Annotated in this window: 25 protein-coding genes; 16 read left to right on the top strand and 9 right to left on the bottom strand. The window is 53.4% G+C overall.

The window, feature by feature from the left end; translation table 11 throughout:
• Nucleotides 1–31: 31 nt before the first annotated feature.
• The 3 genes from IPM28_02720 to larC all read right to left on the bottom strand — a co-directional run bounded on the left by IPM28_02720 (nt 32) and on the right by larC (nt 3,549).
• Complete coding sequence (locus tag IPM28_02720; GenBank protein ID MBK9171906.1) at nt 32–1,690, bottom strand: M28 family peptidase; 1,659 nt, start codon at nt 1,688–1,690, stop codon at nt 32–34.
• Between the two features lie 72 nt (nt 1,691–1,762).
• On the bottom strand, nt 1,763–2,344 hold the full coding sequence (gene folE, locus IPM28_02715; GenBank protein ID MBK9171905.1) for a GTP cyclohydrolase I FolE: 582 nt from the start codon (nt 2,342–2,344) through the stop codon (nt 1,763–1,765).
• A gap of 5 nt (nt 2,345–2,349) precedes the next feature.
• On the bottom strand, nt 2,350–3,549 hold the full coding sequence (gene larC / locus IPM28_02710; GenBank protein ID MBK9171904.1) for a nickel pincer cofactor biosynthesis protein LarC: 1,200 nt from the start codon (nt 3,547–3,549) through the stop codon (nt 2,350–2,352).
• Nucleotides 3,550–3,663: 114 nt separating this feature from the next.
• Here larC and IPM28_02705 point away from each other — a divergent pair, with 114 nt between their 5' ends.
• The 10 genes from IPM28_02705 (at nt 3,664) to aroF (ending at nt 13,320) form a co-directional block, all read left to right on the top strand.
• A complete protein-coding gene (locus tag IPM28_02705; GenBank protein ID MBK9171903.1) occupies nt 3,664–3,999 on the top strand; it encodes a hypothetical protein in 336 nt (111 codons plus the stop codon).
• 68 nt (nt 4,000–4,067) lie between these two features.
• Nucleotides 4,068–6,083: an arginine--tRNA ligase gene (gene argS, locus IPM28_02700; GenBank protein MBK9171902.1), complete on the top strand. Its 2,016-nt coding sequence runs from the start codon at nt 4,068–4,070 to the stop codon at nt 6,081–6,083.
• Nucleotides 6,080–6,220 (top strand): hypothetical protein, encoded by a 141-nt coding sequence (locus IPM28_02695; GenBank protein ID MBK9171901.1) that lies wholly within the window; start codon nt 6,080–6,082, stop codon nt 6,218–6,220. The genes argS and IPM28_02695 overlap by 4 nt, the downstream gene beginning before the upstream one ends.
• A 67-nt stretch (nt 6,221–6,287) precedes the next feature.
• The gene (trpE, locus tag IPM28_02690) at nt 6,288–7,769 is read left to right on the top strand and encodes an anthranilate synthase component I (protein ID MBK9171900.1); all 1,482 of its coding nucleotides are present in this window, start codon (nt 6,288–6,290) and stop codon (nt 7,767–7,769) included.
• Nucleotides 7,766–8,788 (top strand): anthranilate phosphoribosyltransferase, encoded by a 1,023-nt coding sequence (trpD, locus tag IPM28_02685; GenBank protein MBK9171899.1) that lies wholly within the window; start codon nt 7,766–7,768, stop codon nt 8,786–8,788. Before trpE ends, trpD begins: the two co-directional genes overlap by 4 nt.
• Complete coding sequence (gene trpC / locus IPM28_02680) at nt 8,785–9,585, top strand: indole-3-glycerol phosphate synthase TrpC (GenBank protein ID MBK9171898.1); 801 nt, start codon at nt 8,785–8,787, stop codon at nt 9,583–9,585. The genes trpD and trpC overlap by 4 nt, the downstream gene beginning before the upstream one ends.
• Nucleotides 9,572–10,198 carry a phosphoribosylanthranilate isomerase gene (locus IPM28_02675; GenBank protein ID MBK9171897.1) on the top strand — a complete coding sequence of 209 codons (627 nt, stop codon included), beginning with the start codon at nt 9,572–9,574 and terminating at the stop codon, nt 10,196–10,198. The genes trpC and IPM28_02675 overlap by 14 nt, the downstream gene beginning before the upstream one ends.
• Entirely contained in the window at nt 10,195–11,397 is a 1,203-nt protein-coding gene (trpB, locus tag IPM28_02670) for a tryptophan synthase subunit beta (GenBank protein ID MBK9171896.1), read from the top strand. The genes IPM28_02675 and trpB overlap by 4 nt, the downstream gene beginning before the upstream one ends.
• 23 nt (nt 11,398–11,420) lie before the next feature.
• On the top strand, nt 11,421–12,233 hold the full coding sequence (locus tag IPM28_02665; GenBank protein ID MBK9171895.1) for a tryptophan synthase subunit alpha: 813 nt from the start codon (nt 11,421–11,423) through the stop codon (nt 12,231–12,233).
• Nucleotides 12,234–12,288: 55 nt separating this feature from the next.
• Entirely contained in the window at nt 12,289–13,320 is a 1,032-nt protein-coding gene (aroF, locus tag IPM28_02660) for a 3-deoxy-7-phosphoheptulonate synthase (GenBank protein MBK9171894.1), read from the top strand.
• A gap of 81 nt (nt 13,321–13,401) precedes the next feature.
• On the opposite strand, the gene IPM28_02655 is transcribed toward aroF, so the two are convergent.
• Complete coding sequence (locus IPM28_02655) at nt 13,402–13,809, bottom strand: hypothetical protein (GenBank protein MBK9171893.1); 408 nt, start codon at nt 13,807–13,809, stop codon at nt 13,402–13,404.
• Nucleotides 13,810–13,870: 61 nt separating this feature from the next.
• A complete protein-coding gene (locus IPM28_02650) occupies nt 13,871–14,263 on the bottom strand; it encodes a helix-turn-helix transcriptional regulator (GenBank protein MBK9171892.1) in 393 nt (130 codons plus the stop codon).
• A 248-nt stretch (nt 14,264–14,511) separates the two neighbouring features.
• Here IPM28_02650 and IPM28_02645 point away from each other — a divergent pair, with 248 nt between their 5' ends.
• The 5 genes from IPM28_02645 (at nt 14,512) to IPM28_02625 (ending at nt 17,959) form a co-directional block, all read left to right on the top strand.
• The gene (locus tag IPM28_02645; protein ID MBK9171891.1) at nt 14,512–15,228 is read left to right on the top strand and encodes a hypothetical protein; all 717 of its coding nucleotides are present in this window, start codon (nt 14,512–14,514) and stop codon (nt 15,226–15,228) included.
• Nucleotides 15,229–15,493: 265 nt separating this feature from the next.
• Nucleotides 15,494–15,970, top strand: a complete 477-nt coding sequence (locus tag IPM28_02640) for a DUF1579 family protein (GenBank protein MBK9171890.1) — start codon at nt 15,494–15,496, stop codon at nt 15,968–15,970.
• Nucleotides 15,971–15,990: 20 nt separating this feature from the next.
• Nucleotides 15,991–16,962, top strand: coding sequence for a nuclear transport factor 2 family protein (locus IPM28_02635; protein MBK9171889.1), 972 nt, complete (start codon nt 15,991–15,993; stop codon nt 16,960–16,962).
• 164 nt (nt 16,963–17,126) lie between these two features.
• Nucleotides 17,127–17,555, top strand: a complete 429-nt coding sequence (locus tag IPM28_02630; GenBank protein MBK9171888.1) for a VOC family protein — start codon at nt 17,127–17,129, stop codon at nt 17,553–17,555.
• Nucleotides 17,556–17,566: 11 nt separating this feature from the next.
• Complete coding sequence (locus IPM28_02625) at nt 17,567–17,959, top strand: VOC family protein (GenBank protein MBK9171887.1); 393 nt, start codon at nt 17,567–17,569, stop codon at nt 17,957–17,959.
• Between the two features lie 87 nt (nt 17,960–18,046).
• Here the strand turns inward: IPM28_02625 and IPM28_02620 are convergent, their stop codons facing one another.
• The 4 genes from IPM28_02620 to IPM28_02605 all read right to left on the bottom strand — a co-directional run bounded on the left by IPM28_02620 (nt 18,047) and on the right by IPM28_02605 (nt 22,964).
• Complete coding sequence (locus tag IPM28_02620) at nt 18,047–19,744, bottom strand: insulinase family protein (GenBank protein ID MBK9171886.1); 1,698 nt, start codon at nt 19,742–19,744, stop codon at nt 18,047–18,049.
• Between the two features lie 64 nt (nt 19,745–19,808).
• A complete protein-coding gene (locus IPM28_02615) occupies nt 19,809–21,086 on the bottom strand; it encodes an insulinase family protein (protein MBK9171885.1) in 1,278 nt (425 codons plus the stop codon).
• Between the two features lie 179 nt (nt 21,087–21,265).
• On the bottom strand, nt 21,266–22,075 hold the full coding sequence (locus tag IPM28_02610) for a S8 family serine peptidase (protein ID MBK9171884.1): 810 nt from the start codon (nt 22,073–22,075) through the stop codon (nt 21,266–21,268).
• A 76-nt stretch (nt 22,076–22,151) separates the two neighbouring features.
• Nucleotides 22,152–22,964, bottom strand: coding sequence for a GAF domain-containing protein (locus tag IPM28_02605; GenBank protein ID MBK9171883.1), 813 nt, complete (start codon nt 22,962–22,964; stop codon nt 22,152–22,154).
• 201 nt (nt 22,965–23,165) lie between these two features.
• Here IPM28_02605 and IPM28_02600 point away from each other — a divergent pair, with 201 nt between their 5' ends.
• Nucleotides 23,166–24,908 (top strand): S41 family peptidase, encoded by a 1,743-nt coding sequence (locus IPM28_02600; protein ID MBK9171882.1) that lies wholly within the window; start codon nt 23,166–23,168, stop codon nt 24,906–24,908.
• The last annotated feature ends 129 nt before the right edge of the window (nt 24,909–25,037 follow it).

Below are 25,037 nucleotides of genomic sequence, written 5' to 3'. Positions count from 1 at the left end.
ACGCTACACCGCTGCCTTCCGGTTGAAAGGACTATTTTCCCATCCGCTTCTTATCTGCGCCCGCAAACTCGTCCGAGTCCTTGTACCTTTGCAGAACCGGTGAATTTGCGATCTTCATCCCGATCGCGAGCCCGAGTTCGGCATTCTGGATCATCGCTGCGGCGTCCCACCAGTCGTAATATTGATCTGATGGTTGATGGTAGTACTTTGCAGTGTAGTTACTGAAAAAGTTGAGAGCTTCGCCCTGCAGCGGGCTCGTGAAATCGTCGCCGTGCCGAAGCGAAACCGCCGGAACACCGACTTTGGCAAACGGAAAATGATCCGATCGGAAGAAGAACCCCTGTTCGGGTCGCATATCACCTTCGAGCGACATATTGCGTTCCTTTGCAACATCCGCGACAAGTTCGCCGATGGTCGACCGCTCGGCACCGAGGGCCGAGAAGTCCTTCGTCCTGCCAAAGAAATTGACACCGTCGATATTGACGTTACCGGCGATCTTATTGAGCGGGATCAACGGAAACTGTGCGAAGTATTCAGCCCCGAGCAAACCTTGCTCTTCGGCGGTCGGGAAAAGAATGTAGGTCGACCGCTTTGGACGTTCGCTCTTTGGCATTTTGTTGATCGTTTCGCCGATCGCGATCACGGCCGCGACGCCCGAAGCATTGTCGTACGCACCATTGTAAATGCGGTCACCCGCTGCATCAGGTTCGCCGACCCCAAGATGATCCCAGTGGGCTGTATAGAGCACATATTCATCCCGAAGGGCTTTTTCGCTTCCATCGATCCGGCCAACGATGTTTGGCGAATCGAACGTCCGCACCGACGTCTTAAGGTCGATCTTTACGCGAAGCCCCGTTTTCACCGGCCGAAACTTTCGGGTCGCGGCTTTCATCCGGAGACCTTCGAAATCGATGCCCGCTTGCTGCATTATCGACTTGGCTCCATCATCAGTGATCCAGCTCATCAGATCGAGGAACGGACGGTTATTGCCCGGCTCACGAAATATCTCGGATCGGGCACCACCGAATGAGGTCCGCACAACGTTCCAGCCATATCCGGCCGTCTCGTTCGTGTGGATCAGGATCACACCGGCGGCACCGCGGCGTGCCGCTTCCTCGTACTTGTAGGTCCAGCGGCCGTAATAAGTCAGTGCCTTCCCGCCAAACAGATTCGGTTCTTCCGTCGTTGCCGGCGGGTCATTCACCATGATAAGCAGTACCTTTCCGCGGTAATCTTCGGCAGGCCCGCTGTAATCATTCCAATTGTATAGCGGTGCATCGATCCCATAACCCATGAAAACAAGCTCAGCATCGACCGAGACACCCTCACGCTGCGCTCCCGTCGTCGCGACAAAGTCGTCGCCGAATCGGAAACTCCGCGGTTGGGCGGATCGGCCGGAAACTACAAGCTGGGTCGAAGGGTCGACCTTGATCCCGGCGAGTTTTACGTTCTGGAAATAACTTTTCCCGTTACCCGGTTTTATACCGACAGCCTTCATTTGTGCCGCTATATACTCGGCGGCCTTCTTACTTCCTTCATTTCCGGGCCCGCGTCCCTCGAAATCGTCAGCGGATAACCTTTTTACGCGTTCACGGATCTTTACCGCATCAAACCGTCCTTCCAATGTTTGAAAGAACGGGGTAATCGATAACGTAGTGATCAAAAAAGCAATAGCTGTTGTTCGTTTCATATCTAAAGTAGTTCCTGAGATGTCGATTCCCGACAGTTTAAGTACTTGATCAAATTATGCCGGCCATCGCGTTTATCCCTTGATCAGCGACATTGCCTCCGCCCGCGTTCGCGGATCCTTTCGAAAGCCGCCGAGCACAGCTGAGGTTATCGTGACGGCACCGGGTTTCTTGACCCCACGGAGCGTCATGCATGTATGCTCGGCCTCGATAACGACCATCACGCCAAGCGGCTCTAATTCTTCAAAAAGGGTTCCTGCGATCTGCTGCGTCAATCGTTCCTGAACCTGCAAACGCCTCGAAAAGATCTCAGCGATCCGGGCAAGCTTTGAAAGCCCGACGATCCGGCCGTCTTTTGGAATGTATGCGATGTGGCACTTGCCTACGAAGGGTGCAAGATGATGCTCGCAAACCGAGGCTATCGAAATGTCCTTTACGATCACCATTTCGTCGTGCGAATCACCCGGCAGCGGAACAATGTGCTCCTTGGCGTCCTGCCACATACCCTCGGTCAATTCAGCGTAGAAATCGGCCACACGCTCCGGCGTTTTTACCAGGCCATCACGCTCCGGATCCTCGCCGATCCCTTCGAGCACAAGCCTGACGCCTGCGGCTATCTTTTCACGATCGAGCTTAGTTCGTTTCTTTCTTGCCATAAACCTTAACCTGCCGCCAATGCGGCTCGACTAGCGAGCGATGCGGAGACAGCGTTGTGTACGGCCCGCAGCGAAACGCCGTTTTCTTTTGCGACCCGCACCACATCGTCATACTCCGGCATTACGTTTACTATAACGCCGTTATGACGGCCGATCTTGACCTTCACTTGTCCGTATGCCGTCTGAACGTCTACCAACTCGCGGTCGAGAGCTTCGCGATCGACGTCGCGAAACCGGATCCCCAACGTGGAAGTTTCCTTGAACAGTAGATCGGTCAACACAGATCTGAGTTCCAGGCGGCACAGAATCGATATCAACGTTGCTGGGCGATTCTTTTTCATTTGAATCGGCGTGAACCAACAGTCAGAGGCCCCTAATTCAAAAGCGCGATCCATGACGTGACCGATTATCTGAGGAGAAAGATCGTCGATATTACTTTCGAGGATCACGAGACGTTCACGGTTTTGAGGCTGCTCGATCTTATCTGCGATCGTCTCGCCTATCATTATCCGAAGCACATTTGGAAATCCGTCATAGATCCTGCTGCCAGCGCCGTATCCCGTTCTTTCAACTGCCATCTCAGGTATTACGCCGTAACTATCACATACTGTTGATATTATAGCAGCTCCGGTAGGCGTAATGAGCTCGCCTGCGATATCGGTCGAGTAGATCGGCTTGCCGACAAGCAGTTCGGCAACCGCCGGCGGCGGAACAGGAAACCTTCCGTGCTCCATATCGACGAACCCGCTTCCGACGTGTATCTTTGAGCACGCGAAATTCTCGATTCCCAGCATTTCGAACGCAATACAGGCCCCGACAACATCGATGATCGCATCCATTGCTCCGACCTCATGAAAATGGACCTTCTTAACAGAGATGCCGTGAACCCGTGCTTCGGCGGCTGCCAGCCGATCAAAGATCGCGACCGACCTTGCCTTAACGCCTTCGGAAAGATTCGAATTCTCGATGATGTCGACAATATGGTGTAAATGCCGGTGATTCTTTTCTACTGGTATGACCACATTCAAATGTGTCGATGATATCCCCGAGCGGTCAACTTTCTCGATCTCGATCTCATAACCCGCTAGCCCGAGGCCTTTGATACGATCGAACAGCAACTCACGATCGAGACCCAGGTCTATAAGGGCACCGAGGACCATGTTCCCGCTTGCACCTGCAAAGCAATCGAAAAAGAGTGTTCGCATAAAAGAAAGAGTTTAGCGGTTTTCCGAAAAAAAAGAAAAATTGCAGCTGCGCGATATGTTTCGTTGTCAGATCACGCGAAATAGGTTGGGTATTTCTGGATCGAGGAATTAAATATGCGAATCGCAATTAGGCTTCAGATCGCGGCGCTCCTTCTATTCGTCAGCGCCGCCACGACGTTTGGCGATATTCCGATACGTTTCGCAAAGGGACGTACATCAGCCACAGTTTCCGGAAAGATCGCAGCTGGCGGCAGGGTCTGTTATTTTGCCGGAGCCCGCCGCGGACAAACGCTTACCGCTGATGTCAGTTCGCGGAGCGGCAAAGTTCAGATCTTCGAAAGCGGCGATACCCGCTATTCGTATGTGATCGAGATCGGCGGCGATCAATCGGTTTGCGTCGACAACCTTGCCCGGGCGACAACCTATACGCTTAGCGTTTCGATAAAGTAACGGCTTTTGCTAAACCCGGCGTGCGATCCTATAATTTCTGTTTCGCCCATTGATGGAATCGAAACAGAATGACGATCACCGAGCTGCAAAACCGTTTACGAAACAAAGTGCGTGAGATCGCCGACAAGCGGTTCAACATATCTTTAGATCACATCGCCTCCGAAACTCCGCCGAATACCAGCCTTGGTGACGTCGCATTTCCGGTCGCATTCGAACTCGCTAAGCTGATCAAACAGGCGACCGGCGAGAAACAAAACCCGCGGTCGATCGCTGAGGCGATAAAGGGCGAGCTGGAGGAGTTCGATTTTGTCGATCGGGTCGAGATCGCAGGCCCGGGATATCTGAACGTATACTACGATCGATCGTTCTTTTTCGCGGATGCGGTGAGCTCGGAGGTCCTTCCCCGTCTCGGTATTCCAGACAAGAACGCTCCGAAGGTTTGTGTCGAGCACACCTCAGTTAATCCAAACAAAGCGGCGCACATCGGCCACGTGCGAAACTCGGTTTTGGGGGATACTTTCGTTCGCATTCTCAAGGCGAGCGGTAAACGGGTCGAGGTCCAGAACTACATCGACAACACGGGAGTTCAGGTCGCCGATGTTGTCGTCGGCTTCGTTTACCTCGAGAACCGGGATCTGAATTCGATCAAGGCCCTGGATGAAGAGCTAACATCGAAAGGTATTTCGTTTGATCGCTATTGCTGGGATCTTTATGCAAAGGTCGGCCATGAATATCAAGTAGATGAGGAACTTAAGTCGCGACGTGCAGAGATCCTGCACCTCATCGAGGAAGGCGGGAATGAAACAGCTGAGCTTGCCGACTTTGTCGCGACCCGCAACGTCGAATGCATCCTGAAAACGATGGAGCGTTTCGACATCCGGTATGACGTTCTGCCGCGGGAATCAGAGATACTTCATCTTCATTTCTGGGATAAGGCTTTCGAACAAATGAAAGCACTCGGAGCAATTCATCTTGAGACCGAGGGGAAAAATGCCGGCTGTTGGGTAATGCCGTTCGAGGAACACACTGGCACCGACGAGCACGAGTCCGACAAGATCCTGGTCCGCTCTAACGGCACGGTCACCTATACCGGCAAAGACGTCGCATATCAGATGTGGAAGCTTGGCGTGCTTGGGATGGATTTTTACTACAAGCCGTTTCACAAATATGCCAACGGACACGAAGTCTGGATAACCACGGCCAATAAGGCAGAAGCGGTTGGCGGAGCTCCTGAGTTCGGTCATGGCATTAAGGTCTATAACGTCATTGATACGCGGCAGTCGTACCCGCAGGAGATCGTTAAGAAAGGCGTTGCTTCGATACATCCTGAGATAGGTGAGAGCGGCAGCGTCCATCTTTCTTATGAAATGGTCGCCCTTTCACCTGCGGCAGCCGAAGAATTGGGTTTTGAGGTCAGCGACGATGATCGATCGAAGCCCTTCATCGAAATGAGCGGCCGTAAAGGGCTCGGTGTAAAGGCAGATGATCTGCTGACCCGTCTCGAAGAGAATGCTCTCGCCGAGGTCGAATCGCGGCACCCTGACGCAGAGTCGACCGAAAAGAAGCATATCGCTCATCAGATCGCCGTTGGAGCGCTCCGTTATTTCCTTTTGAAGTTCACCCGGACCACGGTCATCGTCTTCGACTTTGATGAGGCCCTTTCATTTGAGGGCGAGACCGGGTGTTTCTGTCAGTATTCGGCCGTTCGTGCAAATTCGATATTTCGAAAGATCACCGACCGGGGCGAATCGATCGATGAGATAAAGAAAGCACTCGGTGATCGTAATAGGGTGGCAGAGATCTTCGCGGCTGCGGATGGCGACGACATCTGGTCGATGCTCATGCTCGCATCGCGGCTCGATGAGACGATCCAGCAAGCAGCCAACGTCAACGAACCGTCGATCCTGGCAAAATATACGTTCAGTCTGGCGAAAGCATTCAATCTTTTCTATCACCATCACAAGATCCTTCCCGAGCCGGATGTGGTCAGGCGGGCAGTGCTTATTTCGGTTGCTGACACGGTGAGGCGTTCGCTGACCGCCGCTCTGAACACACTCGGGATCGAAGTTCCCGAGAAGATGTGATTGACACGTCAGACCCGTTTCTGATAGATATTGGAGTAATGTACAAACACGGCCTAAGTTCGATCGTTCATACGCGCTGGCAAAGCTGGCGGGCATCTGCGGTCGTGTTTGCGAAAAATGGTTCTGTATTCGACTGATCTAGTCAATTTCAGATCCTCCGTTTCCGAGCCCTACCGCCAATGAAAATCGTTGGCGGTTTTTTTTATGCAGGCTTTCGAAAAATTACCAGAAATTGCTGATAAGGCGAATGTGATAGCGGTGATCGTCACGATGCCGGCCGATCTGCTGACGCCGTTGGCGGTATATCTGAAACTCGCGAATGAAAGAGAAGCTTCCTTCTTGTTGGAATCGGTCGAGGGTGGCGAAGCCCTGGCGAGATATTCATTCATCGGTACCGATCCGCATTTTACGGCGATCGGCAATGACCGGCATGTAAGGGTCAAAGATGCCGCCGGTGAGCGTTTCATCGATATCCCGGTCTTCGATTTTCTGCGTGAGCATTTTGCGAAATACCGATTATCGGAGCATGAGGACCTGCCGAGTTTTGCCGGAGGTGCGATCGGTTCGCTTGGATTTGGATGCTCGGCGTGGTTCGAACCGAGCCTCCGTCAACGGATCACGTCATCAGAAAATGACGCCGAGATCATGTTTTGCCGCACGATCGTAGCATTCGATCATGCCAAGCAGGTGATCAAGATCGTTTCGCTTGTGTTTACCGACGAGGCGGACGGTTCAGAAAGTGAATTGCGGTCAATGTTAGCAACTGCGGGCGAGCAAAATGCAATGATTCGCCGATCGCTTGAAAATGATCCTGTAAAACTTCCCGCTGCTTCGAAGTCGCCGACAAAAGAACAAGCGATCTCGAATTTCGAACGTGCCGACTTTGAGAACGGCGTTCGGGCGATAAAGGAACTGATAGCGGCGGGCTCGGCATATCAGGTCGTTCTTTCTCAGAGGTTTTCTCGGGAAACGTCGGCGTCGCCGGTCGCGATCTATCGTGCGATCCGTTCATTGAATCCGTCGCCTTACATGTTTCTCATCCGAATGAACGGCAGGGCTATCATCGGTGCATCGCCTGAGATGCTTGTCCGCAGCCGTGGCCGCGACCTGGAATACCGTCCGATAGCGGGCACCAGGCCGCGCGGCAAGACGGCCGACGAGGATTCGCGGTTGGCAGACGAAATGCGAGCGGACCGCAAAGAGGTCGCCGAACACCTGATGCTGGTAGATCTCGGCCGAAACGATCTTGGACGAGTTGCCGAATACGGAAGTGTAAAGGTCAACGGCCTGATGAGTGTTGAGAGATATTCGCACGTCCAGCATCTGGTCAGCTATCTATCAGCGCGGCTTCGAAAAGGGCTTGACCGGTTCGACGCTCTTGCGGCCTGCTTCCCTGCCGGCACAGTGTCGGGAGCACCCAAAGTCAGGGCGATAGAGTTGATCACCGAACTTGAACCGACGCCGCGAGGCGTATATTCGGGCGCGGTCGGCTATTTCGATTATTCCGGAAACATGGACACATGCATCGCGATCAGAACCGTCGTACTCGAAAACGGGATAGCTCATGTCCAGGCCGGTGCGGGCATCGTTGCCGACTCCGACCCGTCGGCCGAATATGAAGAAACGGTCAACAAGGCGTCAGCACAGTTGCGGGCGATCGAACTCGCGGAGGATCAATCGTCATGAGTTCGATATTGAAGCACCAATTCACAGAGTTTCGTTCTGGCCGCGACCTCGGCCCCGACGACGCCGAGGAGTTCCTCGACGCTTTGATCAACGATACCGATGAGGCCTTGCTTGCAAATGTCTTTCGCGCCTGGAACGAAAAAGGCATTGCTGAAGACGAGATCTATTCGGTCGCAAAAATACTTCGATCCCGAATGAAAGCGATACATTCGAGACACGAGCTATTTGTCGATATTGTCGGGACAGGAGGCAGTAAGGCCAAGACCTTCAACGTATCAACCGCCGCGTCATTTGTCGTTGCGGGAACGGGCATCGCAGTCGCAAAACACGGCAACAAGGCTGCGACCAGCAATACGGGAAGCACCGATGTACTCTCGGAACTTGGCATAGATCCGACTGTCGGGCCGGACGTCGCGGAAATGTGTCTCAATGAGATCGGTATCGCCTTCATGTTCGCGCCCAACTTTCACCGGCTCTCACAAACGCTCGCAAAGGTCCGACGAGGACTCGGCTTCCCGACCATTTTTAATTGTGTCGGGCCGCTATGTAACCCGGCTTCCGCACCCCATCAATTGATCGGTGTCTGGAACAAAGAGCTGGTGACGAAAATGGCGAACGCACTTGCCCGCCTCGGGACAAAAAGGTCGTGGATAGTCCACGGCGACGACGGCCTTGACGAGATATCGATCAACGGCCGAACGATGGTCGTCGAAGTGGAAGGACGAACGGTGCGCGAGTTTACTATCGAACCGGAACATTTCGGCATCGCTCCGGCAGGTCTACGGGATCTCCGATCGAATGACGCGGTGCACAGCGGGAAAACCATACGAAATGTCCTGATCGGAAAACCGGATTCCTCGGCAGCGAAAGACATTGTCCTCGTAAATGCAGCCGCGGCAATTCATATCGCGACCGAAAATAGCGATCTCAAGGCTTCGATGACGGTTGCGGCCGAGGCCGTAAATGTTGGAAAGGCTCTTCGGAAACTTGAAGAACTCGCTTCGGCAATACCCGTATGAAAGGGACCATACTCGAAAAGATCGTCGCAACAAGGCGTCTCCGTGTCGAAGCGGCGAAGGCGGCTGCCGATGTCGGATCGTTGACCGAGATCGCAAAACGGACGAGGTCGGGCGCGATCCAAAGGCGTTTCGCCAGTTCCCTGAGCGATCGGTCTTTGATCAACACGATCGCCGAGTTCAAAAGGGCCTCACCGTCAAAAGGCGACATCAACAACATGGCCGATCCCGCCGAGATGGCAAGGGCTTATTCGGACGGAGGAGCAAGCGCGATATCGGTCCTGACCGAGGAGGATCATTTTGGCGGGTCGCTCGACGACCTTATACGTGTGCGAGCAGCCGTCGATCTGCCGATATTGCGCAAGGATTTCATCTTCGACGAATTTCAGATCGTCGAAGCGGCGGCGGCCGGTGCCGACGCGATACTGCTCATAGCGTCGATGTTAAACGACACAGAGATCGCGAGATTGCGAAGCCTTGCCGAAGACAAGTTTGGGCTTGACGCACTTATCGAGGTCCACTCTTTCGCGGAGCTTGAACGCGCCGAAAGAGCCGGAGCCGGACTTATCGGCGTTAACAATCGTGACCTTCATTCGTTCGACGTGTCGCTAGACGTATCGCGTGACCTGATAAAGCACGCCCCGTCGAATGCGATAATGGTCGCTGAGAGCGGCCTTCGGACACACGAGGACCTGATCGAACTTCAGCGACACGGCTATTCGGGTTTTCTCATTGGCGAATCACTGATGCGGAGCAGCGACCCGGCGGCTGAGCTCCGTAAACTAAATGGTAAAGGTTAAGATCTGCGGCATCACAAATCTCGGCGACGCTGCGACGGCGGCGAGGCTCGGTGCGGACATGCTCGGTTTCAATTTCTGTGAGAAAAGCCCGAGGTTCATTACGCCCAATGCTGCCCGGGACATTATCCGGGAGTTGACGGCCTCTACACTGAACATCGGCGTATTTGTCGACGAAAGTGAGGACACTGTTGTCAAGATCGCCGAAACGACCGGCCTTAGCGGCATTCAGTTACACGGAAATGAGTCTCCTGATCTTGTATCCAAACTCAGGGCCCGGACGAAATTGTTTGTAATAAAAGCTCTTCGAGTGGGCCCGGATTTCTTGCCTGAAACCGCTGCGGAATTCGAGACAGATGCGATACTGCTGGATGCATATTCACCCTCGGTTTACGGAGGTACGGGTGAGATGTTTGATTGGAAAGTTGCGAAAACTGTGAAATACCGAACAAAGCGGCTTTTCTTGGCGGGGGGATTGAAGCCCGGAAATGTTGCCGACGCCGTTTCCCTGCTCAGGCCATTTGCCGTCGATGTTGCGAGCGGGGTTGAATCGTCGCCGGGGATAAAAGATCCGAAACGGGTCGAGTCATTCATTCGAATTGCGAAACAAGCATGACCATTTACGAACCAAACGATCGAGGTTATTGGGGTGAGTTCGGCGGGCGATTTGTTCCGGAAACGCTGGTCGCACCGCTTGATGAGCTGACCGAGTCCTTTTTTGCATACCGCGATGATGCCGCCTTTCGCGCTGAATTTGATGAACTGCTCAGAGATTTTGTCGGCAGGCCGACACCTCTATATTTCGCTGAACGGTTGACCGAGGTCCTGGGCGGTGCTCGGGTCTACCTGAAACGTGAGGATCTGAACCACACGGGCGCCCACAAGATAAATAACTGCATCGGTCAGATACTTCTGGCACGACGGATGGGCAAAACGCGGATCGTCGCAGAGACCGGCGCTGGCCAGCACGGCGTTGCCACGGCGACGGTCTGTGCCCATTTTGGGCTTGCTTGTGTCGTTTATATGGGCACTGAAGACATGCGTCGGCAGGAACTGAATGTCTTTCGCATGCGCTTGCTCGGAGCCGAGGTCCGAGGGGTTGATTCAGGATCAAGGACGCTGAAGGATGCTATCAACGAGGCACTTCGAGATTGGGTCACCAATGTCGCCGACACATATTACTTGCTCGGTTCGGCACTCGGCCCGCATCCGTATCCGTTAATGGTCCGTGAATTTCAGAGCATTATTGGCCAAGAGGCACGTCAGCAGATCCTCGAAAAAGAAGACCGGCTCCCTGATCTGCTCGTTGCGTGTGTTGGCGGCGGTTCGAATTCGATCGGACTGTTCCACGATTTCCTCGACGACGATGTACGCATGATCGGTGTCGAGGCCGGCGGCCAGGGCAGCGGTTTAGGTGAACACGCCGCCAGATTCCTGAATGGCTCTGCTGTCGGTATTTTGCAGGGAACGAAAAGCTACCTGCTTCAGGACGATTCCGGCCAGATCGCCCGGACGCATTCGGTTTCGGCAGGGCTCGATTACGCCTCCGTCGGACCGGAACATGCATTTCTTCACAACGAAGGCCGCGTCGAGTACGTAACGGCTTCAGACGTCGAAGCACTCGCGGCGTTTAGAAACTTATCAGAGACCGAGGGGATAATTCCTGCCCTCGAATCGGCGCATGCGATCGCTTACGTTATGAAGGTCGCGGGCGCCATGGATCGTAACCAGATAATCATATGCAATCTTTCAGGTCGCGGCGACAAGGATGTCAATACGGTGGCCGCGTTATCCGCGCGTAAGCGCGAAAAATGACCCCGGTGTTTTCATAAACTTCGATGAACCGAATAACCAAGAGATTTGAAATGTTGCAAGCACGCGGGCGAAAGGGATTTATTCCCTTTATCACTGCGGGCGACCCGGACCTCGCCACTTCGACGCAGATCGTGTTGACGCTGGCCGGAATGGGGGCCGATATCATCGAACTCGGAGTTCCATTTACCGACCCGATGGCCGACGGGCCGACCATACAGGCCTCATCGACGCGAGCGCTCGGGAACGGCGTAACGCTTAAGGATATTCTGGCGATGGTCCGAGAGATCCGGGAGACGTGCGAAACGCCGATCGTACTTTTTAGTTATTTCAACCCAATTTTCCGTTTTGGTATTGAAAGGCTCGCTATCGACGCCGCGGCGACGGGGATCGACGGCGTCCTCGTCACGGACGCTGTGGACGACGAGGCGTCCGAGATCGGACAAACACTGCACGAACACGGAATTGATCTAATTTCTTTGATCGCACCGACCACCAGTGATGATCGACTTCGTTCGATCGGCGAGCGCGCGCGTGGCTTTCTTTACGCGGTTTCGCGTGCGGGTGTTACCGGAGCACAGAAAGAAACAGGCGAATCGGCAGAGACGCTCGTGAAGCGGGCACGACGATTCACTGACCTTCCGATCGCGGTTGGGTTCGGCATCTCGACGCGGAGCCAGATCGAGGAGGTGTGGAAATATGCCGACGCTGCCGTCGTCGGATCGGCGATCGTCGCCGAGATCGAGAGATCGATAGCGACCGGAAATACGGTGGAAACTATACGTGATTTTATCGGGGGCTTATTGCCGCAGGTTGCAAAAGACGCCGCTGAATCCTAGAGTTTAAAGTTTACCAAGAGGCTTTCACCTGAGGTCAGAGCCAAAAGAACATTTTATGTTAATCGTAATGAAGCCAGACGCGACCCAATCCGATATCGATCGGGTCGTGCAGGTCATTGAAAAACTCGGCTTTCGCGGTCACCCAATGCCGGGCGAGAGCCGCACCGCGATCGGGATCACCGGCAATCGAGGCTCGGTCGATCCGACGCACTTTGAGAATCTTCCCGGCGTCGCAGAGGCCATCAGGGTCACGAAACCGTACAAGCTGATCTCGAACGACCTTAAGCTTGGACGATCAACGATCAAGGTTGGGAACGCTTCGATCGGAGGCGGCCATCTTGCAGTTATCGCCGGCCCGTGTGCCGTCGAAAGCGCTGATCAGGTCTTTCGGGTCGCCGAGGTCGTTGCTGCAAGCGGTGCCAAGTTCTTTCGCGGCGGGGCGTTCAAACCGCGAACTTCGCCGTATGCTTTTCAAGGCAAGGGCGAGGAAGGCCTAAAGATCCTTGCGGAAGTTCGCGATCGATATGGCCTGAACATCGTCACAGAAGCAATGGACGAGCATGGTATCGACCTCGTCGAAAAATACGGCGACTGTATACAGATCGGAGCACGGAATATGCAGAATTTCGCGCTCCTGAAATACGCCGGTAAAACGAGAAAGCCAATTTTGTTGAAACGCGGCCTCTCCGCAACGCTTGACGAATTCCTGCTCGCCGCCGAATACATCATGTCGGAAGGTAATTACGATGTCATCCTCTGCGAACGAGGCATACGAACGTTCGCCGACCATGCCCGCAACACTCTTGACCTATCGATAATCCCGGCCGTCCAGCGTCTTTCGCATTTACCGATCATCGTCGACCCTTCGCATGGAACGGGACATAATTATATGGTGCAGCCGATGGCCCTTGCCGGTGTTGCGGCCGGAGCCGACGGACTGATCATCGAGGTCCATCCATGCCCGGAGGAAGCTCTGTGTGACGGAGCACAGGCACTGACCCCGCTCCAGTACGAGGAATTATCAAGGATGGTTCAATCGCTTCACGAATCGATCCACCATAGTGAATCGGTCCAGATGTCGGCCTGAGAAACGTAAGATCAATGAAAAGATCCGCGTCTGTTCCCGAAACACACGCGGATCTTCCATTGGTCGTTCGACGCCTTTTGCCTAACCCGCCAAACGAAACCTTATCATACCATAAATCTGAGTAAATCCGCAGAAAATCGCCGAACCGATCAACAACGTCATCGGAACATAACGAAATTCTTCGGGTATCACGGTCCCGATCGCCTGCCTCAACATCACCCCAAGAAACACCGCGAAAACGGCAATTGCGGCTCGACCGAGAACCCATTGTCCAAATTCCGGCTTCTCATCAACGGAGGGAAGCAAATATGGCACAAACACGAACATCACGAGCGTTACCAGTGATAATATCCCGTCCAGCCCCGAGAAAGTCACCGAAAATCCGAAATCCACCGCGAGAAAAAAGAGCACAAACGTCGTGTCCATTACGAATGGTTGTCGTGGTGCCCTACCAACAGCCGTCTTGTTCAACGTGATCGCGTGTTCCATTTCCTGAAATCTCCGTATGATCGTCCGATAACTTCGAACGTAAATGAACTTGAACCTGCTACTATTCGCCCGGTTTGCTGAACTGCTTGTACGCTACCCTGAAAAGCTCCGAAAGCGCCTTTGCGGTCTCAGGCGTCAGCTTTTTGTCGGCTCTGAGATGAGCTTCGACTATCTCAGGCGTTGCTTCGTGCGGATAGTAAATTACCGGTTCGACGTCATCCATCGTCTTTTTATTCATGACACGATCGATCGGCATATCCAGCCAGCCCGTTAACCGGGCTATGTTGTCAGCGTCGGGTTTACCGGTCCCGTTCTCGATCCTGGACAGCGTCGAGGCCGAGACATTCGTCACGTCCGCGACATCTCTCAGACTTAGTCCAAGTTCCTCGCGGCGACGCTTGATCGCCCTGCCTAACTCCACGGTGTTGATGAAATTGTCGTTCTTGAATCCCATAATGAGCTTTTTCCTCCACGGAATATAAGTGTCACAGGTGCACTTTGTATTTCACGGATAAAACATAACATAGTGAAATTTTAAATGCAACACCTCGTTTCATGGTTGCAACAAATAAATTGGTATGATACGATGTTTCATCGCTGACACATCGGCGGGTAAAATATCTGAGTCGCAGATCGAGCGGCGTACAGGCGAGAAGCCGGCAGCGACCAAGGCCTCGCAACATACACAATAGGAGAAAAGTAATGAACAACATCGACGCAATCGAGACCCGATCAAATGAAAAGGCAGTTCGTCTCAACGACAGTCTTGCGAATGCCAACGTACTGGATTTTTCCGGAACACTCCGTGAACTAAGGCGGAACATCGATCCCTCGCTATTGAGACATCGTGAGGGTTGGCGAGACCGCAATGGCCAAGTAAAGATGGTCGAATACATCGAATGGCACTCCGTTGCCGACATTCTCGATGAGACCGCGCCGAACTGGGCTCATACCGTTAAGGATATTCGGCCGATCGGCGATCTGATCACGGTAACGGTTGCGATCACGATCGATGGTGTCACCCGCGAAGGCATCGGGACGGGCTCGGCTCGAACCGAAATGGGGATAAAAAAGGCAGAGCACGACGCGCTGAAACGGGCGGCCGTAAAATTCGGGATTGCCCGCGAACTGTACAAACGTGAGTTAGAGGCCTTCGATCGTGTTGAAACGCAAGCGATTTCTGAAAGTACTGCGCCGCCTGCGAATCCCGTTGCGTCCAGTCTCGGGGAGTTGATCACTGCTAAGCAACTTGGGATGATCCGGGCGATCGCACGCGAGAGCGGCCTTGATGCCGAGACGGAATGCATGAAACAGTTTCGATGTTCGGTCGCCGAACTCTCGCGACGGGCTGCCTCGAAACTGATCGATCGCCTAAAGACTGAAGGAACCGCTGCTCTACCGATGCGAAATGTCGGCTGATCGGCAGCGGCCTTCTGCGAAAGTTTTGAGTTGTGACCGGCTTTTCCTGCTAAAAAACAAGAGCCGGACGATCCCCAATCACAACTCAAAACTCCCACCTTTTCTCTCGATTGCCCAAATTCATTTACAGCTACGGCGGTTAATGTTACGCTTCTGAATTCGGATACATAATTAAGATCTCAGTCGGACGATCGCCGTCATATTGCCCGATCGTTGTATTGAATATTACCCTCGTCAGATCTGGCGATACCGTTTACTTCGAACTATGTCGATATCAGAACCCTTTGCAACGCTTGTCGGTGATTGGTCCGGAACGAATCGGCTGAACCTTTCATGGATGCCGGACCCGATCTTCGAATCTCCTTCAACGGCAGTTGTCCGGTCACGGGTCGGTGGTCAATTCGTCGAGATCGCTTATACCTGGTCTTACGAGGGAAAGCCGCAAGAAGGGCTATTATTGTTCGGTATTCAGAAGGACGGGTCGGCGACCGCATTTTGGACCGATTCTTGGCATTCGGCGAACGTTCTAATGGCGTGTAAAGGCGAGGTCACCGATGTCGGCGCGCTCGTTCTGTTTGGCAGCTATCCCGTTCCGGATCATCCGGACTGGGGTTGGCGGACAGACGTAATACCGAAAGGGGACGGGTTTAGATATGTGATGTACAACGTATCGCCGGACGGCGACGAGGAACTTGCGGTAGAAACCGATTTCGTCAGGAAAAATCAGACCGACCTCAATTGAACTTTTACGGTCGATTCGCGATGGTCTTTTTACGATCGTTCATATTGGTGATCATCCCACTTTGTGGTATTTGCTTTACCCAGACCACAGGTATGGGACCAAGCGCCGACGTACGTGATCAGGCCGAGATCCGAAGGCTGATGAACGAGATCTCTGATGCGTTCGTTGTCCGCAACGCCGCGCCATTCGAAAAGATCTACGCCGATGATTTCGTTAGCGTTCGCGGCCGGCCGATCTACAACTCCAAACAGCAATTGGTGGCAATGATGCGTGCGGATAGTGCGTTGCTGAAAGCTCGGAAAAAGCTTGACTTCGAGACAATTGCATTCACAAATGAAGAGCCGGATATCAGGATATTTGGCGACATCGCGGTCGCGACGGTACTAAAGAACAATGATTGGCAATTTCGTGGGTCGACATGTCTCACAAAATATCAGGCAACCGAGGTCTGGCAGCGACACGGTTCGACCTGGCGTTTGATCGCCGGATCTGCAAACACTTTTCAATGCTCGCCGGTTCCTTGGCATCCGCCTCATCCTGCCGTTGCCGCTATCGGCGATGTCACTGATCCCCCGCTTGCGGATCCTGCAAAGACGGAGACGGTGCCGGAAGATCTGACTGCGATGCTCGCTAAGGTGTCAGCCGTCGAGCAAGCTCGGCTCGATGATGCATTGAAGGCATATTTTTCGTGGTCGTATGTTTCGACCGATACGAACGGAGAACGCTCAAACAGCGGGATGTCGCTGATCCAGGTATTTCGCTCAGCCGCTGAGCCATCTCAACGTCAATCGATCGATCTCGAACACTTTAAGGTACTTGGGAGTTCCGCGATCTACACATTTCGGCTCCGAACGCGTGGACGATTAGGAACCACGGATCGCGGAAGTTCGGTGTTTTATCTAGCTGCCCTCGTCAAAAATGTGAATGGGTGGCAATTCGTCGCATCGCACGCAGTTCCCGCGAGTGTCCAGTTCGAAACCAGTTCAGGCTGAACAAGGTCAGGCGGTCGAGCGCTATCTGTTTGAGATATCGGACATTTCAGGCGAGCGATCCGTAATTCAACCGGTATGAACCCTAATGAAGGCAATTGCGTAAGAGTTTGTATTCGAACCAACCAGGGCGGGCTTTCGATAAATCACTCAATAGGAGTAAACGCATGACACAAGAAGCAAGTGAGATGGCCGGTTATGCCGGGCCGGGCCACGGCGAGTTCTGTTGGACCGAGATAGCCAGCAATGATGCCGCAAAATGTAAGGAATTCTACGCGAACGTCTTTGGCTGGACCTTCAAAGATAGTGATGCTGCCGGTATATTTGCGTATCACGAATTTTCAACCGGCAGCGGTTATCCTGCAGGCGGGCTTTATGAAATAACTCCCGAGATGTGTCCGGAAGGCGAGCCATTGCCGCCGCCGCATCTTATGACGTATATCGCCGTTAACGACGTTGACGAAAATGCAAAACTGGCGGTCGAACTTGGAGGCAAGGTTCTTAGAGAACCGATGGACATTCCGAATACAGGTCGAATGGCGGTAATTGCCGACCCAACCGGAGCGATATTTGCAACATTCAAGATGCAGGGTTAATGGAGGTTATCATGGCAGATTTTGAAATACCTAAAGCCGGTGATGTGTGCTGGCGCGAACTGAGAACACGAAACATCGATGCAGCATCAGCGTTTTATTCAAAGCTGTTTGGATGGTCGCTGCAACAATCGAAAGTTACCCCAATGGATTACAAAGAGATCATCAGGGATGGCACCGCCACCGGCGGTATGATGCCAATGACCGATGAGTGGGGCGACGCGCCCTCGCACTGGGCAAATTACATCGCGGTTGCCGATGCAGACGAGACGGCAGCAAAGATCACCGCAAACGGCGGCAGCATTCGTGTACCGCCATTTGACGCACCGGGCGTCGGGCGAATGGCAATGGTCGCCGATCCATCAGGCGCCGACTTCGCGATCATTCAATTCGTCCAGCCCGAATAGACCAGCGTGTAAATGGCAAAACGCGAAGTTTACGAACGACCGAATCGAACGGTGTAGTGTACTTCGCGTTCTGCCGTTCGGTCAGCGCTATCTGGTACCAGTGAACGTAAGCGGTTCCGGGACTATCGGAGCAGTAAGAGTGCCGCTCATCGCGTTTCCCTCGATCTTGCCCGCGATCGTGAACTCGATGGATCGGCCTTGCATTTCAGCAACGGCCGTCGCGGCTAGCCTGCTTCCTGTCACCTTTCCTTCGGTAATATTTCCGTTGCCAAGCATGGTCTCGAGTATCCCGGTTGCACTCGCTCCGTTTTGTTCGAGAGCGAGCGAAACCGGCAGTTGCTGTCCCTGGAAATCGATCATCAGGGTCCACTTCCCGGCAACATCAGCGAGGTCTTCGTTTTCGGTAAACGAATATTTTGATCCATCCTGCTTCATTCCCTCAGTATCGTAGATATCGATCAAAGAGGGGTATTCGCTGACCTGCGGTAATATTTCTGATGCGTCGCCTACAATTATGATCGACGCTTCATCAGGATGAATGAACATGTTCGCCACTCGTTGTACGTCTTCGACCGTCACGGCGTCGATATTCGAGCGATAAGTTTGCAGATAGTCATGCGGCAGCGAGTACAACTCCTGGTTGACAAGCAGATTGGTCAAGCCTTCCTGTGTTTCGGCCCGTATCGGAAAAACACCTGTCAGAAAATTCTTAGCATCATCCAACTCCTCATCGAGCACTCTTTCATTTCGGATCCGTTCCAGCTCATAGAAAAATTCACGGAGTGCATCGCCCGTTACCGAGGTCCGCACCTCAGCCGTGGCCTCAAAATCGCCGGCGAGTTTTCTTGGATCAAATTTCGTATACGCACCGTATGTGTAGCCTTTTTCCTCGCGGAGGTTCATGAATACCCGCGATGATGCCCCTGCACCAAGGATCTGATTCATCACGATCGCCGGGAAATAGTCCTTATGCCCGCGATCGAAAGCCAGATTGGCGATGACAATATTTGCCTGCGCCGAACCGGGACGATCAACTATGGTCACCGTGCGTTCCTTGGACGCCTTCGGGATCGGAAACTGATGCGTGTCTCTTTCGCCAGGTTCCCAATCTCCGAGTTGGTCTTCGATCTCGGAAAGCAAAAGGTCTTTCTGAATGTCCCCAACCACGATCAGGACGGCGTTGTTCGGCAGAAAACTCGATCGTTTCGCTGCGATCAACGCTTCGCGGGTCAACCGCATGATGTCCGCCGGCTTCGGTGAGACAGTACCGTAGGGATGGCTGCCATAAAGAAGACGAGCCGATTGTTCGGCGGCAAGAAAGTTTGGCTGCGAACGCTGATATTTAAGATTCTCGAGCGTGTTGCGGCGATATAGATCGAGTTCTTCCTCAGGAAATGTCGACGCGAACACGGCCTCAGAGATCAGCTGCATGATCTCAGAGGAATACATCGAAAGCGACGAGCCCGCAACGATTGTAAAATCGTCTGAGGAAGACGCCGAAAGCCCCGCGCCCAAACGCTCGATCTTTTCTGCCAGTTCGCGGCTTGAGTAGTTTTCGGTTCCCTCGGTGAGCATCGACGCCATCGCCGAAGTAGCTCCGGTAAGATCGCGTGGATCGTGTGCGTCACCCGACATGAACGCAAGTCGAAATGAGACGACCGGTAAGCGTCCATTCTCAAAAATAACGACGCGCAACCCGTTTGCGAGCGTCGTGACAAAAGCGTTTGGGATGTTGAACGGTACCGGATCCAGTGGCTCCGGAGCTGCTTTGCGATTCAATGTCATAAATTTTGAATTCCGGACCCGACGGCGGCCGGCCTGATATGATCGTAATGAACGAGACGCGGCACTAGCCCTTGCCCGGTGGTACTACGTCGAGCAATGCCCGGTTCTCTGTGTCAAGAAAATCAGAAACGGCCTTTCGTATCTGATCCGGCCTTATCGCAAGCAATTCGTCGAGCTCTGAATTGACGAAATGCGGGTCGCCGTCATAAAGCGCGAATTCAGCGATCTGCTGAGCACGGGTCATTGAGGATTGTCGCATTCGCACGGCATCGTTGATCAATTGATTGTGCAGTTTCTGCATCTCTTCGGCGGTTGGCCCATGCGCAGCGATGTCTTCGATCTCGGTCATTATCGTCGCTCTGATCTGGCTCAGGTCCTGCTCGGGTTTCGGTATCGCACCGATAAAAATACTTGACGGACCGCGTCGCTCGTCGGTAAATCCGAATAATTGAACGACTGATTCCTCACCCTTTACCAACTTCTGATACAAACGCGAGCTATCGCCGTCGTACAGCAACTTGCCGGCAAGGTAGAGTGCGTAGTACTCAGGCGATCGGCGCGGGGGTATTTTCCAGCCCAATAAAAATGCTGGTAAAGGAGCGAGCGGGTCATGCCACTCACGGTAATTTTCGCTTACCTCGACCGGCTCCGAAACATCGATCGAAGGTGGTTTGGTCTGTGCAGGGATGTCGCCAAAATAAGTCTCGATCAGATCTTTTGTCGTTGCCGGGTCGAATGAGCCCGACAAAGTCAGGACCGCATTGTTCGGAGCATAATAAACTCTGAAAAACTCCTGCACATCGTCGACCGTTGCATCATCAAGATCCTCCATTGACCCGATCGTCGAATGCGAGTTCGCAAAGTTCTTATAGATCATCGAATTGAGCATATCGAAGATCTGTCCGTAGGGCTGATTGTCGTACCGAAGGCGTTTTTCTTCTTTTACGGCCTCACGCTGGTTGTCGAGATTCTCTTGCGTTACGGCAAGCGAACGCATTCGATCGGACTCGAGCCAGAGAGCGAGCGGCAACTGATCGGCCGGCATCGTCTCATAGTAATTCGTCCTTTCGCTCGACGTCGTACCGTTCATCGTGCCGCCGGCCTTCATCACGTATTGAAAATGCCCGGCCTTCGGGACGTTTTCAGAGCCCTGAAACATCATGTGCTCGAACAAGTGCGCAAAACCCGTGCGGCCTTCGCGTTCATTCCGGGAACCGACATCGTAATATACAGCGACGGCAACGACGGGCACGGCGGTATCACGGTTCAAAACAACACGCAGGCCGTTTGCCAGCGTGTATTCCTCGATCTCAAGCGGCGGAAGTTCGAATTTCAACGACATATCACTATTCTACTAAACTTTCCTTGTGTAAACGACAACCGCCCAACATCTTGCTCAGGTGGTGGGACGACATCTGGATCGAAACGATCACGTTCACTCGAAATCATTTACCTGCCCGAACTGCGAACAGAGAGCAAATACGATCTTCGATGCAACTCTAAAGTGGGGTCGATGCGAGATCATTCTGGGGAATTATCGTCCCGAGCCTGGTTTTCCTGGGCGATGGCATATAGTGCGGCCTTGACCTGAAATGGCGTAAGTCCGGGATGCTTTTCCAAAAGCAGTGCGATGATCGCCGCAATGTGGGGACATGCGAAGCTGTTACCCGTAAGACTTCGGTGCCCGCCGCCCGGCCAGGGTGTGCGAACGTTCACGCCGGGAGCCGTAAGTTCGATCACCTCGCCATATCTGAAGCCGAACCTGAGCGGGTCCGTTTCGTCGCTTTTGATAACAGAGATCAGAGACGACGAAAAGACCGACGGGAAGCTGGGTTGTGGCAGATTGTTGGCGGCCGCCACGACCACGCAGCCCGCAAGATATGCCCTATCCAGCAGATCGTGCAACGGCGCAAAAAACTGCGGCTTGGTCGTGCCAAGGCTAAGGTTTATCACCCGATACTTGTTCTTGACGGCATATTCCAGACCCGCAAGAAATGAGTGACCATCACCGAGACCTCCCGCACCCAAAACCTTGATGCTGTATAGCTCGGCCTCAGGAGCGATACGTGTGATGATCCCGGCGCACGCTGTTCCGTGCCCTGCCGAATCACCGGCATCCGACGGGTCAAACATTATTCGTTTGTTATCAACGCGCGCCTCGACCGACTCAATGACACGACCTGCGATCTCAGGATGCGTGGCATCGATGCCGCTATCGACGATAGCAATGCTCACACCTTTGCCGGTCGCCGACCTCCAGCTATCGTCTAGCTGAAAATAGGTCGACTGAGATGAAAGTGAGCTTGATTCGAAACCCGTTACAGTTGTCATATTTTCGTCGGTCACACTATTGGGAGCCCGGCGATTTTTTACACGCGATCAGTCCGGTTTGAACAAAGGGTCTTGCTCAAAAACCAAGAAAGCTTGTTTCGGATTTGCCGTCAGAATAACGCAAGAACGACTCTAGCATTTCGCGGCAGAGGGTTCGTTCTGCCTCTCCGCGGCTGGCGAGTTCTCGGAGTAAGACGGCAAGGTCCATCATTTCACGATGTTCGGCCGAGTCGCGAATACCCATAAGCCATTCCCGCACTTCGTTTACTTCGAACGATGCATCGTCGGCAAGCAGCTTTTCTCCAAAATCTCGAAACAGCTTTGCCGACTGGTACGCGTTGACGAGCGACGCGATCGCCTCGGCACACAGAGCCGCTTTATCCATCTCGTCCGGCGTAAAAGGCCGGTACGGCGGATCGCCACGGCGATTGATGTACTCAAGCACGCCGATGACCTCGTCCTTGTACCGAAGCGGCGTCGCGAGGATCATTTGCGTCGAATAACCGGTCGAACGATCGACTTCGACGTAAAACGATTCCTCCTCACCTACATCTGCGACGACCATCGGCTGTCCCGAGGACAGGACAAATCCAGCGATGCCCTTCCCGGCCGGTATTTTGATGTTGAGAAGCTGTTCAGCGACCTGGCCTATCGCCGCCAGAAATCGCAGGTCCCCCTGGTCGCCGTCTCTTATCAAAACCGAAGCTTCGTCAGAATCAAGATCCGCGGCCGATATTGTCAGTATCTTTGTGATCGAATCCGTGAGCGGTTCGGTCAGCAGATTGGCAATGTCGATCGTCTCGATCAGCCTGTGCAGTTTTCTGCCTATTCCGTCAGATTCATTGTCGACCATGAACTCATTCTTACCCCAAAAACGGATCGTAAGCAAATCAACTGAGGTTTGACAAGAATTGATTGGAAACCGGCAACTATTCAGCGTTTGTCCGTTCAAACGAATTAGAAATACGCCGTCGCTCAACGTCGATCGCATTCTCGGATTTGGAACGTCGCCCGCAGAGGCGGATCGGATCAGGTCCGATGAGGCCACGTCGCCGCCGTCATTTGGTGCCCAAATATGTACTGTCGTTCAATGATCTTAGCCGCAATTTTGCTAGCCGGTACGCCAGCAGCTGCAGCCGCTCAGTCGCCCGAAGATGCCCCCGTATCGGATCTTCCGGTCGTTGAACCATTCAAACTATCACCCGGATCGAGTTTTTCTGCGGCAAATGGCGGCGATGGTTGGACAAGGCCTCAGCCCAACGCAAAGAAATATGAAATGATCGTCGACGATCTGCGCGAGGCACTGGAGATAATCGAAAAGAACCGCCTCGTATCAAAAAAAGACGGCAGCGGGAGGCTGGTAAGATCGGCGATCGAATCAATGCTGCACTCCCTCGACCCTCATTCGAATTTCTACGACGCATCCGAATTTGCCGAGCTCATCGGCGAGCACCAGAACGAATATTTCGGCACAGGCTCGACCATCACGAATTATCTGGTCAACGGCTTGCGCGAGACGTTCATCATTGCCGTTGCGCCGAACACGCCGGCATCGGCCGCCGGCCTAAGGTTTGGCGACAGGATCGTCGCCGTCGATGGCGTAAAGGTCCCGGGCCTGTCTTCGATGCGTGTTCGCGAAATGGTCCGGGGCAGACTCGGCACCATCGTAAAGATCACCGTCGAAAGGGCTGCGAGCGGCTTGATCGAGACCATAGCGATAAAAAGAGACCGTGTTCCGCAATTGACCGTTCCGAACGCGTTCGTTGTTGGGGACGGTGTTGGATATATCGAGATGAGCGTCGGCTTCAGCTTCGGAACGCCGGGGGAACTCGACAAAGCCCTAAGCGATCTGAGGCTCCGCGGTATCACTTCATTGATACTTGACCTGAGGGGAAACACAGGCGGTATCGTCGATTCGGCTGCGGCCGTGGCCGATCGCTTTCTTCCTGACGGAGCTCTGATCGCAACGCAACGCGGCAGGTATCCGATCGACGAGCGGATATGGCGTTCGACAAACAAGTCGCCGATCAAGATGCCGATGGTGGTGCTGGTCGATGGCGATACGGCTTCGGCTGCCGAGATCGTGGCAGGGGCGATGCAGGATAACGACCGAGCCCTGATCGCCGGGACAAAGACCTTCGGCAAAGGCCTTGTACAGAATGTCCTGGAACTCAGCAACGGTGCAGGATTGACGCTTACCGCCGCTCGTTACTACACACCTGCCGGACGTTCGATACAGCGTGACTACTCAGACGGCAGCATGTATGACTACTTCTCGCAAACGCATCGAGCTGATCTGATAGATCGATCTGTGACCGCCGTCAAAACGCTCACCGACCGAACGGTATATGGAGGCGATGGCATTGCTCCTGATATAGATCTTGGAGCGACTCAGCTGACGCGCGACCAGGCTCAATTGATCGACCCGTTGTTCTTTTTTGTCCGTGACCTGATCAACGATCGTGCAGACGGCAAGAACCGCGTCGAGAATATACGTCAACGCTTCATTTTTGGTGAGAACGTAGTCGACGACAAGATACTAGCGGATCTGGCCATCTTTCTCGATCGTCAGTACGGACGGCAGCAGTTTGCCGATCTGGCAGAACGGGAAGGCCAGTTCGTCAGGTCGCAATTGCGGTATGATCTCGCTCTTGCGACCTTCGGTCTGGAAATGGCCGGCCGGCAGCAGGTGATGGACGACCTTCTGGTCAAACTCGCGATCGAGAACATCGGCCGATCGGATCGACTTGCAACCGAGGCGGCACGAGCATTTGAGATACGACGCGCTAAAGAAAAACGCTCGTTGAGCAAATTGCCCAACGAGCTAAGGTAGAAACAGGAGGAATTAGAAAGAAAAACGCAACACAATATTTTCTATCTTTCTCTTCCGTTATTCTTGATGCCTGCTATTTGAGTCCGGTTGCCCCATCGACAAAAAAGACCCCGCAGACAAAAAGCTGCA

This window comes from Chloracidobacterium sp. (assembly GCA_016716305.1).
Lineage (GTDB): Bacteria > Acidobacteriota > Blastocatellia > Pyrinomonadales > Pyrinomonadaceae > OLB17.
Note: the sequence above shows the minus strand (reverse complement) of the source record. Positions and strands in the feature narration are given on the sequence as shown.